Source organism: Acinetobacter sp. P8-3-8 (assembly GCF_000214135.1).
In the GTDB taxonomy this organism is placed as follows: domain Bacteria; phylum Pseudomonadota; class Gammaproteobacteria; order Pseudomonadales; family Moraxellaceae; genus Acinetobacter.
In genome coordinates this window covers 14218-31023 of the sequence record NZ_AFIE01000015.1, presented here as the reverse complement: position 1 = coordinate 31023, position 16806 = coordinate 14218, and the positions used below count along the sequence as shown (strand labels likewise).

Here is a 16806-nt window from a genome sequence, read left to right as displayed (position 1 = left end):
GCCTTTTAAATATAGAAATGACACACTTACTGAATAGTATAAAATACTAGTTTTATTATGTAATTTAATCAATGAATTTCGTTACTTCTTTTTTGAGAATAAATTTTTAAAGTTCAGGAAATTTAAATATTGATAAAAAATCCCTGCTAAAAAGCAGGGATTTTTATGAAGCAGAGCTTAGAATGAATTACATCATTCCGCCCATACCACCCATGCCGCCCATATCAGGCATCGCTGGTTTGTCTTCTGGAATATCAGTAATCATACATTCAGTTGTCAACATCAAACCCGCTACAGATGCAGCATGCTCAAGTGCAGAACGCGTTACTTTTGCAGGGTCAAGAATACCCATTTCCAACATGTCGCCATACTGAGAAGTCGCAGCGTTATAACCGAAGTTACCTTCACCATTTTTCACAGCGTTGATCACAACTGATGGCTCATCACCTGCGTTAGATACGATTTGACGTAAAGGCGCTTCAATCGCACGACGTAAAATGTTGATACCTACATTTTGGTCATCATTTGCACCAGTAAGACCATCAAGTGCAGACGCAGCACGTACCAGTGCAACACCACCACCCGCAACTACACCCTCTTCAACCGCAGCACGTGTAGCGTGAAGTGCATCGTCAACACGGTCTTTCTTCTCTTTCATTTCAACTTCAGTTGCTGCACCAATTTTGATTACAGCTACACCGCCTGCTAATTTAGCAACACGTTCTTGAAGTTTTTCTTTGTCGTATTCAGACGTAGATTCTTCAATTTGCGCACGGATTTGAGTAACACGTTCAGCAATTTGCGCTGCATTACCTGCACCATCAACAATCACAGTGTTTTCTTTAGAAACTGTTACTTTATGCGCAGTACCTAAATCTTGAAGAGAAGCTTGTTCTAAGCTCATACCCACTTCTTCAGAAATAACAGTAGCACCCGTTAAAATCGCGATGTCTTGTAACATTGCTTTACGACGGTCACCAAAACCAGGTGCTTTAACAGCACATACTTTGATAATACCGCGCATGTTGTTTACAACAAGTGTAGCCAAAGCTTCGCCTTCAACATCTTCAGCAATGATAAGAAGTGGTTTACCTGTTTTAGCAACAGCTTCAAGTACTGCAATCAATTCACGGATATTGCTAATTTTTTTATCAACAAGAAGAATGAATGGGTTTTCAAGTTCAGCTGTTAACGTTTCTGGTTTGTTTGCAAAGTACGGGCTGATATAACCACGGTCAAACTGCATACCTTCAACAACGTCAAGTGCATCTTCAAAGCCTGAACCTTCTTCAACAGTGATCACGCCTTCTTTGCCAACACGTTCCATTGCTTGCGCAATCAACTTACCAACAGTTTCGTCAGAGTTTGCAGAGATCGATCCTACTTGTTCAATTGCTTTGGTATCAGACGCTGGTTTTGCAGTCGCTTTGATGTTTTCAACAACAGCACGTACAGCAAGATCAATACCACGTTTTAAGTCCATTGGGTTCATGCCCGCTGTTACTGACTTAATACCTTCATTTAAAATGGCTTGAGCAAGTACAGTTGCAGTTGTTGTACCATCACCTGCGATATCATTGGTTTTTGAAGAAACTTCACGAACCAATTGAGCACCCATATTCTCAAATTTATCTTTAAGAGAAATTTCTTTAGCAACAGTTACACCATCTTTAGTGATGTGCGGTGCACCGAAAGAACGGTCGATTACAACGTTACGACCTTTAGGGCCTAAAGTTACTTTTACTGCGTCTGCAAGTGTGTTTACACCAGCAATCATTTTCGAACGCGCTGAATCACCGAATTTTACGTCTTTAGCTGACATGCTAAACTCCAATATTCTTAAATTTTTACTGATTTGATTTTAAATAGATTCAACTTTTTCATCTTCACTTTGTTTTCTTTAATGTAGAAAATCAACATGATTTGAAAGCATGAAAAAGTTATTCAGGTTTAAATTAACCTTCTAGAACCGCTAAAATATCAGACTCTTTCATCACAAGAAGTTCTTCACCATTTACTTTAACTTTTGTACCCGCATATGCGCCGAACAATACGTTATCGCCAACTTTTACGTCTAATGCACGAACACCATTGTCAGTGATTTTACCGTTACCTACAGCAAGGACTTCACCTTGAGCTGGTTGTTCAGCAGCAGAAGTGCTTAGAATCAAACCACCTGCAGTTTTAGTTTCCTTTTCTACGCGACGAACCACAACGTTATCATGTAAAGGACGAATGTTGCTCATTTCAAACTCCATAGGCATTTCAAAGTGCCATTGATTACTAGATGAAGATGACTTCTTATTCCTAGGTCATCGACAAAATATTTGTATGTCACTTTTGTGGGGATGGAAATATAGGCTTCAAGGGGAAAACTTAAAAATATTTTGCAAATTTGTATTTTTTTTACTCATTCAAATCAAATCAACACAATCTAAAAATTTACTGTGCTGTTTTGACAATAAATTCCTGCAATTGTTCATTGAAAAAATAATGTTCAAATCTGCCATCTTTATGAATCACATTAAAGCTATTCGGTATATTTTTATGCAACCGTTTGGAAACAGCTGTGCCTGCATGAACCTCATAGACTGGATGCTTTAGATTTAAAGCAAACTCTTGATTTAAATCATAAACATCAACAAGGTGTAAATGTCCATGCAACAAAGCATAAAGTTGGTGTTGCCCCCATTCTTTTATGGCAAACTTCCCCAATGCGGGACAATCTTTTAAATGATGATTTTCATTGGAAATATAAAAAGGCTGATGGCTGACAATAATTTTCAATTGATCAGCAGGCGCATTAGATAAGAGTTGATTCACTTTCTGAATTTGCGCTAAAGAAATATGCCCTCGAGTATGATAACGACGTCGAATCGTATTCATTCCTATTAAATAGTAGTTTTCAGTTTTTAACGTATTTTCTAAACTACCAAAAAAGAGTTGATATAAGCCAAACGGGCGGAAAACACGTTTCCACACATGATACAACGGAATATCATGATTTCCAGGTACTACAAAATAAGGTATTTTCAAACTGTCTAAAAACTGACGACACGCTAAAAATTCTTTAAATTTAGCCCTTTGTGTTAGATCTCCGCTCACCACAACAATTTCAGGTTGTTGTTCTAAACAAAACCTTTGTATTGCTTTGATGCATTCTTGACGCTCAGTTCCAAAATGTAAATCAGACAGATGCAACAACATAAGGCACCATAATATTTAAAGCATTTTTTTCAACATGAAGTTTTAAAGGCGTATTCATAGATACAATTTCACCATCGACAGCAACCGTCAGTCTAGGCTTTTTTGAATAAACAATGACGCTTTGCGCACCAAAACTATACACATCGGAAGCTTGGTCTAACTGCCCGCGTATTGTCTGTATTAATGTTTTAAATAATGTCAGCTTATCTCCTTTGGCAATCACAACACCTGCGATTTCACCAATTTCTGCACATTTGGCAATTTTGAGTTTCATCTCTTTCAGTTGTAATTGGTTATTCCCAAAAAAAATTAAAGGTGTCTTAACAGGATATTTTTCACCATCTACTTCAACTTCCAGTTTTAATTCTTTGCGATCACGAATCAGTACATCCAAACCCGAAGTGTATGCATTTAAAGTAAAGCGACCAAATTTGCGATTGTAATCCTCTCTTTTCTTTATGAATAAAGGATATAGCCCTAAACTGGCATTATTTAAATAAATCTGATCATTAATACACGCAACATGCGAAGCACGTGGTGTACCCGTTGCAATGACCTCTGCCGCGTCAAGAATATCCAGCGGAATATTTAAAACTCGTGCAACATAATTAAATGTCCCTAATGGCAAAATACCCATTGGAATTTTTTGATGTAACATTTGTGAAGCGACAGCATTTAAAGTACCATCGCCGCCTGCTGCAACGACCACACCTTTATGATCATAACGTTGATGTCGCTCAAATACTTTTTTCATTAATGTTTCAATATTCGGTTCAGATCCAATATCGAAAACCTGTATTTCAAACCCATACGCAGACCAAATGGTCATGAGTTGCTCATAGATGTCTTCTTTCTGATTGGCATGAAAGCCTGATTTCTCATTATAAATCATTGAAAGAGGTTTAAGATCTTTACGCATAGGCTTGATTATTTTGAAGTATTCCCATTAATTTTGCCGATTTTGTAAACAAATGATAGCCCCTTTATGTAAAATTTGAATCACAACCATTTATTTAATCAATAATAAAATATAACCATGATATAAAATTAACTCATTGTAAAATATTATTATTTACAATTAAAATACCATTCATAATAAATATAAATAACACAATATTCACCCCTTTTTCAACACTTTATTATTGATATTCAATAATTTAATCGAATTATTACATTTGGTATCTTTTACGGCTTTAGTCTTATTTTTTTTGTGAATATATGCTTTAATACAGCCACTTTTTTTCATACTTGAATCTGAATGTAGTAACACCACATTTAGATTATTATTTGTACATAAAATTGTACACATTTAAGATAGGCCTCACCATGACCCAAGTGAACGCACCAGAATTCGTTCGTCATCCCAAGCTCATTGCATGGGTTGAAGAAATTGCTAAATTGACTAAACCTGCAAAAATTGAATGGTGTGACGGAAGCGACGAAGAAAATCAACGTTATATCGACTTGATGATCGCTAACGGCACTATGCAAGCTTTGAACCAAGAAAAACATCCTGGTTCTTATTTAGCGAATTCTGACCCGTCTGACGTAGCTCGTGTTGAAGGTCGCACATACATCTGTTCTGAAAAACAAGAAGATGCTGGTGCGACAAACAACTGGGAAGCTCCTGCTGAAATGCGTGCTCGTCTTAACGGTTTATTTGATGGCGCAATGGAAGGTCGTACAATGTATGTTGTACCTTTCTCTATGGGTCCTTTAGGTTCTCATATTGCTCACATCGGTATTGAGTTAACCGATTCTCCTTATGTTGCAATCAGTATGCGTAAAATGGCTCGTATGGGCAAAGCTGTTTACGACGTACTTGGCACAGATGGCGAATACATCCCTTGCGTACACACTGTAGGTGCGCCACTTGCTGAAGGTCAAAAAGACGTTGCTTGGCCTTGCAACCCAGAAAAATATATCGTGCATTACCCAGAAACTCGTGAAATCTGGTCTTATGGTTCAGGTTACGGCGGTAACGCATTGTTAGGTAAAAAATGCCTAGCTTTACGTATTGCATCTTCTATGGGTCGTCAACAAGGTTGGTTGGCTGAACACATGTTGATCCTTGGTGTGACAAATCCTCAAGGTGAAAAGCATTACATCGCAGCTGCATTCCCTTCTGCATGTGGCAAAACAAACTTTGCCATGTTGATTCCGCCAGCAGGCTATGAAGGCTGGAAAATTGAAACTGTAGGTGATGACATTGCTTGGATCAAACCAGGTGAAGATGGTCGCTTATATGCAATCAATCCAGAAGCTGGTTTCTTCGGTGTTGCACCGGGTACAAATACCAAAACTAATCCAAACTGTATGGCTACACTTCATAAAGATGTGATCTATACAAACGTTGCTGTAACTGACAATGGCGAAGTTTGGTGGGAAGGTCTTTCTAAAGAAGTTCCTGCTAACCTAACCAACTGGAAAGGCCAACCGCACACTGGTGAAGAAAAAGCAGCTCATCCAAATGCTCGCTTCACTGTAGCTGCTGGTCAATGCCCTTCTATTGATGCTGATTGGGAAAATCCAGCAGGCGTACCGATTTCTGCATTCATTTTCGGTGGTCGCCGTGCCGACACAGTACCTTTAATCTCAGAAGCGTTTGACTGGGTTGATGGTGTGTATAAAGCTGCAACAATGGGTTCTGAAACAACTGCTGCTGCTGTGGGTCAACAAGGTGTTGTACGTCGTGACCCATTTGCGATGCTTCCATTTGCTGGCTACAACATCGCTGACTATTTCTCTCATTGGTTAGAACTTGGTGAAGAAGTTGCTGCTAAAGCGAAAGCTGCTGGTAACAAACTTCCAGGTATCTACAATGTGAACTGGTTCCGTCGTGATGCTGAAGGCAACTTCGTATGGCCTGGTTTCGGACAAAACATGCGTGTTCTTGAGTGGATCATTGACCGTTGTGAAGGTCGTGCTACTGCAATTGACACACCAATTGGTCGTGTACCAACTTACGAACAATTGAACTGGACTGGTTCTGACTTTACTAAAGCGCAATTTGACCTTGTAACATCACAAGACAAAGAGCAATGGGTAAAAGAACTTGAAAGCCACACTGAGTTATTCAACAAACTTGGCGATCGCTTACCAGCTGCACTTAAAACACGTCAAAATGAACTTTTAGAAGCTGTTCAAAAGTCTGCTTAAGACATAAAGAGCACTATAAAAAAGACCGCACATGCGGTCTTTTTTCAAAATATTTTAATAAATTTGATAATTTTTATAACTTTTACTTTCAAAACAAAGCATAACAAAGGGGAAATCCATGCTAAAAACACTCACTACAACCATCTGCTTACTCAGCTTATCTAGCATTGCTATGGCAAACACTGAAACAGTAGAACAACAAGCAACTCCACACATCTGTGCAATTAAAGGCACACCTGATTCTAGTCAATTTCAGATCATGAAACGTGTTAAGGTGGCTAAGGGTACTTATGGTAGCGTAGAAGAACTCTACCCTCGCTTTGCAGAGCGTACACACCAAGTTGGTGGTAACGTAGTCATTAACTACAACGCTAGCCAAAGATTCGGTTTCTGGCCTTGGCGTATTGTACGCCCAGTGGTTTGGGGTACTGCTGTAAAATGGAATACTCCTGTGAACTGCCAACAGCTCGGCGGAATCGAAATCTAATCAAAAAAAGCCGCGTAAGCGGCTTTTTTTATATGTTTTAATTTAAGTTGTAATATAAAACTGAGGCAGTTAAGTAAGGCTATGATTAGAAATATTCAGTAAACCGCATAGATTGGGTTTATTAATCAACCCGATCATCCAACAAATAGGGTTAACTTCACAACACCTTGAATCGCTACTAATTGAATCTGAAAGCGGTAATTTATCAGCACAAGTAGATTTAACTGCTGATATGGAGGAGTGTGACGCTCATATCTTCAGTGAATTAGATAATGGATCATTGGTACTTTAATTATAGGGTTTTTTTAATATTAATATTTTAGGTATTTAAAGGATGCCTTGATAAAATTCTTCCAATATATTTTAATTTAATGATAATTTTTTGTAATTAAAAACCACTAATCCTTAACTTTTGAAAACAATTTAAATGACTAAACATTATATGACTAATTTTGCAATAGAATTTCCAACAGGAAATTTTGTTTTCCTATCAGCAAATGCTTTGCATTATAATCTTCCTGAAGAAAGTCAAAGAACTGTTAACAATAGCCATATTTATTTTATTGTTGATGTTCCTAAAGCAACTATTGACCCCAACTCTTTGAGTGTGAGTGAAATTTCCAATAAAGAAGTTAAAATGACTATGGATCTATTGTATAGATTTAATGGTTCTCAAAAAAGAGTTCCAGTTGGTTCTCAATTTGATAAACCTCTTGAGTTGCTTGAAAATGAGGTGTCTGTAAGAATAAGTGATTATCCACATATTGCATTAGAAATCCTTGATTCCAATAAGCATGTTTCTAGAGCTATAAATGCAAATGAAATTGGATTTTACTTTCAGGTAGAAGACTTAATTGAATACAAAGTTCTTTATGTTGGTCAAGCATTTGGAAATGCGGCAAATAGAAACTCTATGGATCGGATAAGAAATCACTCAACATTACAGAAAATATTAGCTGAAAGTAATGCAACAAAACCTGATCGTAATGTTCTTATAGGTATGTTTGAGTTTGGAAATGCTCACTTTGTTACAGCATCTAATCCAAATGATGAAAGTGCAATTTCAGGTCTCGAAGATTATCAACGAACTATGAATACTTTGAATTGGAAAATACCATTAAAACAGCAAATTTCGATTATTGAGGCTGCAATTATTCGTTTTTTTGAACCTGAATACAATATAAGCTTAAAAGATAATTTACCTTCAAAGAACTCGAAAACACTTGCTGAATGTTATAAATATGAAATTAGCAATATTGTAGTAAATGTTGCCACTATGTTTGATAACTTTTGGGGTATTAGAAACTTACTATATTCAGAAAAAGTTCCTAAAAACTCATGGCACGTAATATCAATTGCTTTGCATGATGCTAATGAGAGAAAAAACTTTTTTTCTATTGGTGATCAGATGTTTGAACCACGTGGTGTTCTTCGACATAAATAATATAAATGGAACTCGCTCCACCTACCATATAAAGTCAACAATGCCAATATCAAGATATTGGCATTGTTGACTTTATGGCTAAGAAAGAAAAAAAGGATGATAGAAGCACGTTAGATACTCCTCAATCTTGAACTTGTTTTCTTTGAAGCAATGGGACGGTATTTTACATGGATAATGAAGCCTCTTACACGACGTCAGTTCATGCTCACACTGATTGAGTATGGCTTAGATGACGACATTGCTATTGCTAACATTGAAGATACTAAAACTCGTAAGACAATAACTGTTGAATATAAAGATGCTCAGACTTTTGAAAGAATGAGTGAATCTATTCTAACGATGGCATCCTTGCTGAATTTAGAAGAAAAAAAGTTGAATGAAATGTGGAAATACGCTTTAGGTTTATAGTTCTTATTTATTCTGCACTAACTCAATTTAGTGCAAAATAACTTATAAAATTCCAGTGCAAAATAAAGTATAAATTAGTGCAAAAAAAATCGAAAACTTACAAATACCCAAGTGATTTGTTATCACTTTTATTTTGCACAAAAAAAGAGACCATGCGGTGAGCATGGTCTATAAAAATGGTGGCTATGACGAGACTTGAACTTGTGACCCCCGCATTATGAGTGCGGTGCTCTAACCAACTGAGCTACATAGCCTTAAACTGTGTGCGCATTATCTAAAGTTCCGTATGCTTCGTCAAGCACTCGCACGCTCTAATGGTCATGCTTTAAACAATTGATAATTAAATGTTTAAAATTAATACATATTTATCTATTTTATCAGACACAAAGCTAAAAAATAGCATTCAATTTACACAGCATAGATAGCAAATTAAAAATAGAGAATGGCTCACCACTCTCTATTTGCAATAAGCTCTTCCATTTCAATATCTAGATAACCTTGATTTTGAACCACCATCATCATCGCTTCTGCGATATAGTCAGCAGCAGTATCATCTAATGAAGAGTCAAGGTCTTCAAACTGTGGCTTCATTTCATTAATTTCAACTACAGTTAAATTCGCCAAAGAATAAATTTCAGTATCACTAAAACTATTCTTAGACACCTTTTTAGCAAACTTTTCTATCAACTGTTTTACTTCAGCGACAAGAATGTCGGGATAATATTCATCATCGAACATTGGGAGGAGTAGATCGTTAAACATAGCAACCTAAAATACAGCGTATCAATCAACACGCTTATATAACACAAAGCATACAATTCACCAAGCTAAGAAGAAACAAAGTTGATTGGTTTTGCAAATTATCCTCTTTAGCGCTAATTCACATTAGCATCTCGACAAAACACCATGCATTGTGATTATGAAAGTCAAATGTTTAACTGGAGGCTTTATTCCTAAATTATATTAAATAGATTCAAATACAATTTTTTAGTTTTAGATTTCTAGGCAAATTCATTTATAAGCTGAGTAAACCAAATCATTCAAAGCATGTAAACGATGCACATGCTTTAAATAATTTTCCGAATTTGTATTATGCAACAGCACTCATCGCCTGCCATACTTTTATTGCATCCGACATTGCTTTTACATCATGCGCACGCACCATACAAGCACCCTGCTGGATACTCAACAAATGCGCAGTAACACTGCCTACAGCACGACTTTGTGCATCCGCACCATCTAATGCTTCACCAATAAAACGTTTCCGCGAAAGCGCAGATAAGATTGGATAGCCCATCTCATTCAGTTTATAAAATTCATTAAGAAGTTTTAAGTTTTGCTGCGCATTTTTTGCAAAACCAAACCCCGGATCAATCATAATATTTTCAGCTTTAACACCTGCTTGTAATGCATCTTCTACACGCTGTTGAAGCTCTGCGATAACATCCTGAGTGACGTCTTGGTATTGATCAAGCTGATTCATCGTGGTGGGTTCACCGCGCATATGCATAATAATAATAGGAATATTTAACTCAGCTGCTGTTTCTAAGGCATTTGGGCGTGTTAATGCTCTCACATCATTCCAAATATGTGCACCCGCCTTTACTGCCTCACGAATCACTTCTGGTTGTGAAGTATCAATTGAAATCACAACATGATGTTTTGCCAACTCAGCAACAATAGGAATCACACGGCGAATTTCTTCTTCAATATCAACAGGTGATGCTCCTGGGCGTGTAGACTCACCACCAATATCAATCACCGTTGCGCCATCTGCCATCATTTGTAGTGCATAAGCAACCGCTTGATCTTTTTGATTGTGTTTTCCGCCATCACTAAATGAATCAGGCGTTACATTGAGAATCCCCATGACATGCGCTTGTGATAAGTCCAAACTTAGATGTCCGCATTGCAAAATTTGCTGAGGAAGTGGCATAAGTTGCATGTCATGTACCTATTCATTATTTAACGAAAGCTCAGTTTATCAATTCCAATACCATACAAGTTGAATTGTTTTCATAATGCTGTATTTTTTGCATAAAAAAAGAGCCTCTATTGAGACTCTTTCTGGCTACTTTTGAATATTTTAAATATTAAGTCGCTGGTAATGGCGGTGGAGTTGATGGACCATCTGTTGGCGTTACATCAATCACAGGATTTTCAGCAACATAAACTTTAGGTGGTTGAGGCTCACGACCTTCCATGATGTCACGGATTTGGTCACGATCAATGGTTTCCCATTCCATCAACGCTTTTACCATCGCATGTGCGATATCTTTGTTATTTTCTAAGATATCACGAGCAACTTTATATTGTTCATCGAGAATACGACGTACTTCTTGGTCAACTTGTTGTTGGGTCGCTTCAGAAATAGTACGGCTACCGACATTTCCAAAGAAACCATTCTGGTTTTCATCTTCATAGACCATTACGCCCATTTTATCTGACATACCATACTTAGTGACCATTGCACGTGCCATTTTGGTCGCACGCTCAAAGTCATTTGAAGCACCAGTCGACATTTGGTCAATGAACACTTCTTCAGCAATACGACCACCGAATAAGATTGAAAGTTCATTCAACATCTTCGATTTGTAATGACTGGTTTGATCGTGTTCAGGCAACTGCCAAGTCACACCAAGTGCCCAACCACGTGGCATAATCGTTACTTTATGCACTGGGTCAGTACCTGGAAGAATCTCCGCAACGATTGCATGTCCTGCTTCATGGTAAGCTGTCGCACGACGTTCTTCTTCACGAATTACCATCGATTTACGTTCAGGTCCCATATAAATCTTGTCTTTTGCATCTTCAAAGTCATGCATATCGACAGTATTCTTATTACGACGTGCAGCAAACAACGCAGCTTCGTTAACAAGGTTTGCCAATTGTGCACCAGAGAAACCCGGTGTACCACGAGCAAGAACTTTAAGATCTACACCAGTAACAGATGGTAATTTTTTCAAATGCACAGCCAAGATCTGTTCACGACCTTTAATGTCTGGAAGACCAACCATTACTTGACGGTCAAAACGTCCCGGACGTAGCAATGCTTTATCAAGAACATCTGCACGGTTTGTTGCAGCGATGACGATAATACCTTCATTACCCTCAAAACCATCCATTTCCACAAGCATTTGGTTCAGTGTTTGTTCACGCTCATCATGACCACCACCTGTACCTGAACCACGATGACGGCCCACTGCATCAATCTCATCAATGAAGATGATACATGGTGCATGGCGTTTTGCTTGTTCGAACATATCACGTACACGTGATGCACCAACACCGACAAACATCTCAACGAAGTCAGAACCAGAAATACTAAAGAATGGAACTTTTGCTTCACCAGCAATCGCTTTAGCAAGTAAAGTTTTACCTGTACCTGGAGGTCCTACCATCAATACGCCTTTAGGAATAGTTGCACCTAAACGTTTGAATTTTGCAGGATCTTTTAAGAAATCAACAATTTCAACAACTTCTTGCTTCGCTTCATCACAACCAGCGACATCAGTAAAGGTCACTTTAATTTGGTCTTCTGAAAGCATTTTCGCTTTAGATTTACCAAAACTCATCGGACCATTTTTACCGCCTGCACCGCCACCCATGTTACGCATAAAGAACATGAACAATAGGATAATCAGAAGTACAGGGAAGCTTGCGATTAAAAGCTGCATCAATAAACCTTGACGTTGAGGTGCAGTACCTTCAACAACAACGTTATTTTTGATCAGGCTCGGCATCAATTCAGGATCTTGAACCGCTGGGCGAATACTTTCAAAAGGTGTACCGTTTCTTTTTTCGCCACTTATTCTTTCACCATCAATGGTCACTTGCTTAATTTGGCCAGCATTCACCGCTACAATGAATTCAGAATAATTCATCGCAGATGGCTTACTGCGGTCGCTGAGGTTACTGAAGATAAGAATCAGCACACCCAGTATTACAAGCCACAATACGGCATTTTTGAAGTAATCGCTCAAAGCTTTATTCCCATATATAACTATTTTGATCAGGCTCAATCTTGCTTGATCGTAACAAAAAGCGAGTAATGAATTTCGCAATAATGATTAAAAACGTACAAAATGCACAATTTTTAACAACTTGGCAAGCTTTTGTTGGCAATTCATCACCAACTAAGAACATACCTTAAAACGGACAGTTATTGCGAAACTTTTTTACGGCCTTGTCCAATTAAAAAAACTTCTTTTGAACGTGCGCGTGAAGCAGCGGGTTTTGCTGTTTTTAAGACTTCAAAACTATCCACAACTTGCTTTCGAAACTCATCAAAACCAGAACCTTGGAAAACTTTCACTAAAAACTGCCCTTTTGGTCCTAAAACCTTATTGGCAAAATCCAATGCTAATTCACACAAGTAAATCTGGCGAGGTTGATCTACAGCCCTATTACCTGATGTATTGGGGGCCATATCCGAAATTACAACGTCTACAGTGCGTCCATTTAAAATATTTAACAATTTTTCGAAAACTTCTTCTTCACGAAAGTCACCTTGTAAGAAGGTTACATCGGGTAAAGCGTCCATTTCTAAGATATCAGAGGCAATAACTAAACCTTTGTCGCCGACCAATTTTCCAGCAATTTGTGACCAACTTCCTGGAGCTGCGCCTAAGTCGACAACCGTCATTCCCGGTTTAATCATTTTATATTTTTCTTGAATTTCAAGTAGCTTATATGCAGCACGAGCGCGATAACCTTCTTTCTGAGCCTTTTTTACAAAAGGATCATCTAGATGCTCTCTCATCCACGCACGACTACTTTTAGATAACTTTTGGTTGGTAATGCGTGTAGCCATAACTCTCTTAATACAAATAAATCAATCATTATTGATTGTACGTGAAAAACTTTGCCATTGCAGTAGGCATCTGTATCTAAATACATAGATATTGGCATGATTTTTATGAATCAACTTAATCGATTATTTCTACAGAATTTACAGCGCAGTGATACGGCATTTGTTATACTAGGTCGTTTTTAGAATTAGGTTATTTTTATGGCGACTCTCTCTATCCAAGAACGTAAGCGTTTACGTCAAATCGGACATGCTTTAAATCCAGTGGTAATGCTTGGAGATAAAGGCTTGACTGAAAGTGTCGTTGAAGAATTAAACCGTGCTTTAAATGATCATGAACTGATTAAAGTTAAAGTCACTGGTGAAGATCGTGAAGCGCGCGCAGCAACAATGACTGAAATTGCTGAGATCACTGGCGCTGAAATGGTACAAACCATTGGTAAAATTGTTTTGCTTTACAAAAAAGCACCGAAGCAAAACCCTAAGTTATCCAATTTAGTTCGTCACGCTCATCTTTCAAATTAAGACTGAATCTTCATGGCAAGTTATGAGTTAAATGCTTTTGATCGTCGTTTTCAAAGTATTTCCTTGGTTGGCGCAATTGAGCAAAACAGCCCTTACACCTTAAATGTCGGATATTGGCTGCGCGACCCGAATCAATTGATTATTTACCCTGACATGGTTTCATCCAACCCTCGTATGGATTTCCTTTGGGAAAAAACTTGTTTTGAAATTTTTATTGGTGTTCAAGGCGAAGATTATTATCGTGAAATTAATCTCTCTCCTTCTCAAGCATGGCAAGCTTACCAATTCGAAGAATATCGTTATCCTGAAGAAATACCGCCTAAAGCAGCTTATGATATTGAACTAAATCAGTTAAAACGTACTCATTATGGTTTAAATGTGAGTCTAGATTTAACTGAGTTTATGTTAGCCAACAAATTGAAATGGTCAGATTTATTTGTAGGTTTAAGTGCTGTGTTGGATACAACACAAGGTCAACAGTTTTTTGCTATGCAACATAGTGGACAACAGGCTGATTTTCATAATAAGCGTGATTGGCTACATATCTTCTAATTGTGAATTGCATTAAAAATACATGTAAATAAGTGAGGCAAATGACCTCACTTTTTTATTGCTTGTTTTTATTGCTGAGTTTTTAATGCCTACTTCTTTCACTACATTATCTTCAATTATCAATATTTTCTGTTATTTACTCATAAAAAGATCATAAAAAAAGGCAAATCAACAATGATCTGCCCTTCCTTTAAACATTAGCAAATATCACTAAACATCAAATATTGAACGTTCAGAGGCTTTTTAATGCTTAGTTTTTCAACGTTGTTTCTTCAACTTTTGCAGCAACTTTTTTCCACGCATCTAAAGTATGCTCTTTAGAACGTTTGAATGTTTCAGATAACTGTTCTTTGTGCTTAGATGAAATTTGTGTAACGTCTTGACGAATTTCTTTACCTACTTCAGTCAACTCTTTTACAAGTTGGCTCAATTCAGTTTTCAAGAAATCAGCCAATTCAACTAAATCTTTTTGTGAAGTTGAAAATTGAGTTTTGATCACGTCAATACGTTGTACAAGATCCTGCTTAAAGTTTTGAACTTGATCTTGAACTTGGTCATTCAATTGATCTGCTTCAACTTCAATTTTAGATTTAGTTTCTGCTACAGCTTCAGTTACCTTTTGCTGTGCTTCTTTACCTAATTTTTCTAAATTTTCAGCTGTTTCAGTTACAACTTCTTTCGCTTCAGCTACAACTTCTTTCAATGCTGCTTTCGCTTTTGGTGCTTTATCTAGATCTTTATCTGTAGATGTTGTCATTTCGATTCCCCCTGGAATGTGAGGTGTAACAATAACGTGAATAGATAAATTTTAAATTCTGATTTGTCTAACAATTCTAAAATACTTACAAATTTAAGACATTTTTTAGAAACAGAAATTATTTTAAATAGCAAGGGATTTATCTTATATATTCAGCATAAATAAAATGGACTTTAAAAGCATTCATGCGTATAATGTGCTGTTAAGTTACAAGCGAGCAGACATGAGGAGGGTAGGATTTAGTAAGCCTTCCTTTTTTTTCGTCTACTCGCTTTTTTACAGCCCTATTTTTGTGGTTTTAGTTCAGGAGCTATGGTTTGAGCACCCCCGCCATTTTAGCCCTTGCTGACGGTACTGTTTTTAAAGGTATATCGATCGGCGCTACGGGAAGTACGACTGGTGAAGTCGTTTTTAACACTGCCATGACTGGTTATCAGGAGATTTTGACTGATCCAAGTTATGCTCAGCAACTTGTAACTTTAACCTACCCACATATCGGGAATACTGGTTGTAATGATGAAGACGTTGAGTCTGGCCGCATTCATAAAGTATGGGCGAATGGCTTAATCATTCGTGACTTACCGTTATTACACAGTAATTTCCGATCAAATCAATCTCTTGGCGACTATTTACAACAACATAACGTGGTTGCCATTGCAGATATCGATACTCGAAAATTAACCCGTATTCTTCGCGACAAAGGTGCCCAAAATGGTTGCATCCTTGCTGGTGAAAATATTACTGCAGAAGAAGCGATTGAGAAAGCCCGTGCCTTCGGTGGTTTGAATGGCTTAGACCTTGCAAAAGAATGTTGTGATCCTGAAGGTTTTGAATGGACTGAAGGTTCATGGGCATTAGGCAAAGGTTTTTCACAACCTGAAGCTAAATTCCATGTTGTTGCATACGATTACGGTGTCAAAACCAACATCTTACGTATGCTTGCAGACCGTGGCTGTAAACTTACAGTTGTTCCTGCTCAAACACCTGCTGAAAAAGTCCTTGCCTTAAACCCAGACGGCGTATTCTTATCGAATGGCCCTGGCGATCCAGCAGCTTGTGACTATGCGATTGAAGCTGTTAAAACTATTGTTGAAACAACCAACTTACCTGTTTTTGGTATTTGCTTGGGTCACCAAATTTTAGCACTCGCTTCTGGCGCTCAGACGATGAAAATGAATCATGGTCACCACGGCGCAAACCATCCTGTACAAGACCTTGAGAATGGTACAGTGATGATTACTTCTCAAAACCACGGCTTTGCTGTCGACGAAAGTACTTTACCTGCAAACTTGAAAGTGACTTATCGCTCATTGTTTGACGGTACAAACCAAGGTATTCATCGTACTGACAAGCCTGCATTCAGCTTCCAAGGTCACCCTGAAGCAAGCCCTGGTCCACATGACTGTGCCCCATTGTTCGATCATTTCATCGAACTTATTGAAGCATCTAAGAAGTAA

The 16806-nt window shown here is 37.7% G+C and carries 16 protein-coding genes and 1 tRNA gene; 7 read left to right on the top strand and 10 right to left on the bottom strand.

What is annotated here, in order from left to right:
- Nucleotides 1–187: 187 nt before the first annotated feature.
- The 4 genes from groL to GGG_RS0108560 form a co-directional block, all read right to left on the bottom strand.
- Nucleotides 188–1822, bottom strand: a complete 1635-nt coding sequence (gene groL / locus GGG_RS0108575; protein WP_010113893.1) for a chaperonin GroEL — start codon at nucleotides 1820–1822, stop codon at nucleotides 188–190.
- Nucleotides 1823–1955: 133 nt separating this feature from the next.
- Nucleotides 1956–2246, bottom strand: a complete 291-nt coding sequence (gene groES / locus GGG_RS0108570) for a co-chaperone GroES (protein WP_010113891.1) — start codon at nucleotides 2244–2246, stop codon at nucleotides 1956–1958.
- A 196-nt stretch (nucleotides 2247–2442) separates the two neighbouring features.
- On the bottom strand, nucleotides 2443–3207 hold the full coding sequence (locus GGG_RS0108565; RefSeq protein ID WP_010113890.1) for a metallophosphoesterase: 765 nt from the start codon (nucleotides 3205–3207) through the stop codon (nucleotides 2443–2445).
- Nucleotides 3188–4126, bottom strand: coding sequence for a diacylglycerol kinase family protein (locus GGG_RS0108560; RefSeq protein ID WP_010113889.1), 939 nt, complete (start codon nucleotides 4124–4126; stop codon nucleotides 3188–3190). The genes GGG_RS0108565 and GGG_RS0108560 overlap by 20 nt, the downstream gene beginning before the upstream one ends.
- 407 nt (nucleotides 4127–4533) lie before the next feature.
- Between GGG_RS0108560 and GGG_RS0108555 the strand changes: the two genes are divergently transcribed.
- The 4 genes from GGG_RS0108555 to GGG_RS19625 all read left to right on the top strand — a co-directional run bounded on the left by GGG_RS0108555 (nucleotide 4534) and on the right by GGG_RS19625 (nucleotide 8705).
- Entirely contained in the window at nucleotides 4534–6366 is a 1833-nt protein-coding gene (locus tag GGG_RS0108555) for a phosphoenolpyruvate carboxykinase (GTP) (protein ID WP_010113887.1), read from the top strand.
- Nucleotides 6367–6484: 118 nt separating this feature from the next.
- Nucleotides 6485–6853, top strand: coding sequence for a hypothetical protein (locus GGG_RS0108550; protein ID WP_010113886.1), 369 nt, complete (start codon nucleotides 6485–6487; stop codon nucleotides 6851–6853).
- 442 nt (nucleotides 6854–7295) lie between these two features.
- Nucleotides 7296–8297: a hypothetical protein gene (locus GGG_RS0108540; RefSeq protein ID WP_138920268.1), complete on the top strand. Its 1002-nt coding sequence runs from the start codon at nucleotides 7296–7298 to the stop codon at nucleotides 8295–8297.
- Between the two features lie 174 nt (nucleotides 8298–8471).
- Nucleotides 8472–8705, top strand: a complete 234-nt coding sequence (locus GGG_RS19625) for a hypothetical protein (protein WP_034599198.1) — start codon at nucleotides 8472–8474, stop codon at nucleotides 8703–8705.
- A 177-nt stretch (nucleotides 8706–8882) separates the two neighbouring features.
- On the opposite strand, the gene GGG_RS0108530 is transcribed toward GGG_RS19625, so the two are convergent.
- The 5 genes from GGG_RS0108530 to rlmE all read right to left on the bottom strand — a co-directional run bounded on the left by GGG_RS0108530 (nucleotide 8883) and on the right by rlmE (nucleotide 13518).
- Nucleotides 8883–8959 (bottom strand) — tRNA-Met (locus tag GGG_RS0108530).
- A 193-nt stretch (nucleotides 8960–9152) separates the two neighbouring features.
- The gene (locus GGG_RS0108525; protein ID WP_029574507.1) at nucleotides 9153–9467 is read right to left on the bottom strand and encodes a DUF5713 family protein; all 315 of its coding nucleotides are present in this window, start codon (nucleotides 9465–9467) and stop codon (nucleotides 9153–9155) included.
- Between the two features lie 328 nt (nucleotides 9468–9795).
- The gene (gene folP, locus GGG_RS0108520) at nucleotides 9796–10650 is read right to left on the bottom strand and encodes a dihydropteroate synthase (protein ID WP_010113877.1); all 855 of its coding nucleotides are present in this window, start codon (nucleotides 10648–10650) and stop codon (nucleotides 9796–9798) included.
- Nucleotides 10651–10798: 148 nt separating this feature from the next.
- Nucleotides 10799–12688, bottom strand: coding sequence for an ATP-dependent zinc metalloprotease FtsH (ftsH, locus tag GGG_RS0108515; protein ID WP_010113876.1), 1890 nt, complete (start codon nucleotides 12686–12688; stop codon nucleotides 10799–10801).
- A gap of 179 nt (nucleotides 12689–12867) precedes the next feature.
- A complete protein-coding gene (gene rlmE, locus GGG_RS0108510) occupies nucleotides 12868–13518 on the bottom strand; it encodes a 23S rRNA (uridine(2552)-2'-O)-methyltransferase RlmE (protein WP_010113874.1) in 651 nt (216 codons plus the stop codon).
- 198 nt (nucleotides 13519–13716) lie between these two features.
- On the opposite strand from rlmE, the gene yhbY reads away from it, so the two are divergent.
- Both yhbY and GGG_RS0108500 read left to right on the top strand, forming a co-directional pair.
- Nucleotides 13717–14040: a ribosome assembly RNA-binding protein YhbY gene (gene yhbY / locus GGG_RS0108505; protein WP_010113873.1), complete on the top strand. Its 324-nt coding sequence runs from the start codon at nucleotides 13717–13719 to the stop codon at nucleotides 14038–14040.
- Nucleotides 14041–14052: 12 nt separating this feature from the next.
- Nucleotides 14053–14592 carry a DOMON-like domain-containing protein gene (locus GGG_RS0108500; protein WP_010113871.1) on the top strand — a complete coding sequence of 180 codons (540 nt, stop codon included), beginning with the start codon at nucleotides 14053–14055 and terminating at the stop codon, nucleotides 14590–14592.
- A gap of 250 nt (nucleotides 14593–14842) precedes the next feature.
- Here GGG_RS0108500 and GGG_RS0108495 read toward each other — a convergent pair whose 3' ends face one another.
- On the bottom strand, nucleotides 14843–15349 hold the full coding sequence (locus tag GGG_RS0108495; RefSeq protein WP_010113869.1) for a hypothetical protein: 507 nt from the start codon (nucleotides 15347–15349) through the stop codon (nucleotides 14843–14845).
- A gap of 317 nt (nucleotides 15350–15666) precedes the next feature.
- Between GGG_RS0108495 and carA the strand changes: the two genes are divergently transcribed.
- Entirely contained in the window at nucleotides 15667–16806 is a 1140-nt protein-coding gene (gene carA / locus GGG_RS0108490; RefSeq protein ID WP_010113868.1) for a glutamine-hydrolyzing carbamoyl-phosphate synthase small subunit, read from the top strand.

Excerpts from the sequence above, each read along its gene's own strand:
- groL (WP_010113893.1), bottom strand. The coding sequence starts at position 1,822 with ATGTCAGCTAAAGACGTAAAATTCGGTGATTCAGCGCGTTCGAAAATG.
- groES (WP_010113891.1), bottom strand. The coding sequence starts at position 2,246 with ATGAGCAACATTCGTCCTTTACATGATAACGTTGTGGTTCGTCGCGTA.
- GGG_RS0108565 (WP_010113890.1), bottom strand. The coding sequence starts at position 3,207 with ATGTTGTTGCATCTGTCTGATTTACATTTTGGAACTGAGCGTCAAGAA.
- GGG_RS0108560 (WP_010113889.1), bottom strand. The coding sequence starts at position 4,126 with ATGCGTAAAGATCTTAAACCTCTTTCAATGATTTATAATGAGAAATCA.
- GGG_RS0108555 (WP_010113887.1), top strand. The coding sequence starts at position 4,534 with ATGACCCAAGTGAACGCACCAGAATTCGTTCGTCATCCCAAGCTCATT.
- GGG_RS0108550 (WP_010113886.1), top strand. The coding sequence starts at position 6,485 with ATGCTAAAAACACTCACTACAACCATCTGCTTACTCAGCTTATCTAGC.
- GGG_RS0108540 (WP_138920268.1), top strand. The coding sequence starts at position 7,296 with ATGACTAATTTTGCAATAGAATTTCCAACAGGAAATTTTGTTTTCCTA.
- GGG_RS19625 (WP_034599198.1), top strand. The coding sequence starts at position 8,472 with ATGAAGCCTCTTACACGACGTCAGTTCATGCTCACACTGATTGAGTAT.
- GGG_RS0108525 (WP_029574507.1), bottom strand. The coding sequence starts at position 9,467 with ATGTTTAACGATCTACTCCTCCCAATGTTCGATGATGAATATTATCCC.
- folP (WP_010113877.1), bottom strand. The coding sequence starts at position 10,650 with ATGCAACTTATGCCACTTCCTCAGCAAATTTTGCAATGCGGACATCTA.
- rlmE (WP_010113874.1), bottom strand. The coding sequence starts at position 13,518 with ATGGCTACACGCATTACCAACCAAAAGTTATCTAAAAGTAGTCGTGCG.
- yhbY (WP_010113873.1), top strand. The coding sequence starts at position 13,717 with ATGGCGACTCTCTCTATCCAAGAACGTAAGCGTTTACGTCAAATCGGA.
- GGG_RS0108500 (WP_010113871.1), top strand. The coding sequence starts at position 14,053 with ATGGCAAGTTATGAGTTAAATGCTTTTGATCGTCGTTTTCAAAGTATT.
- GGG_RS0108495 (WP_010113869.1), bottom strand. The coding sequence starts at position 15,349 with ATGACAACATCTACAGATAAAGATCTAGATAAAGCACCAAAAGCGAAA.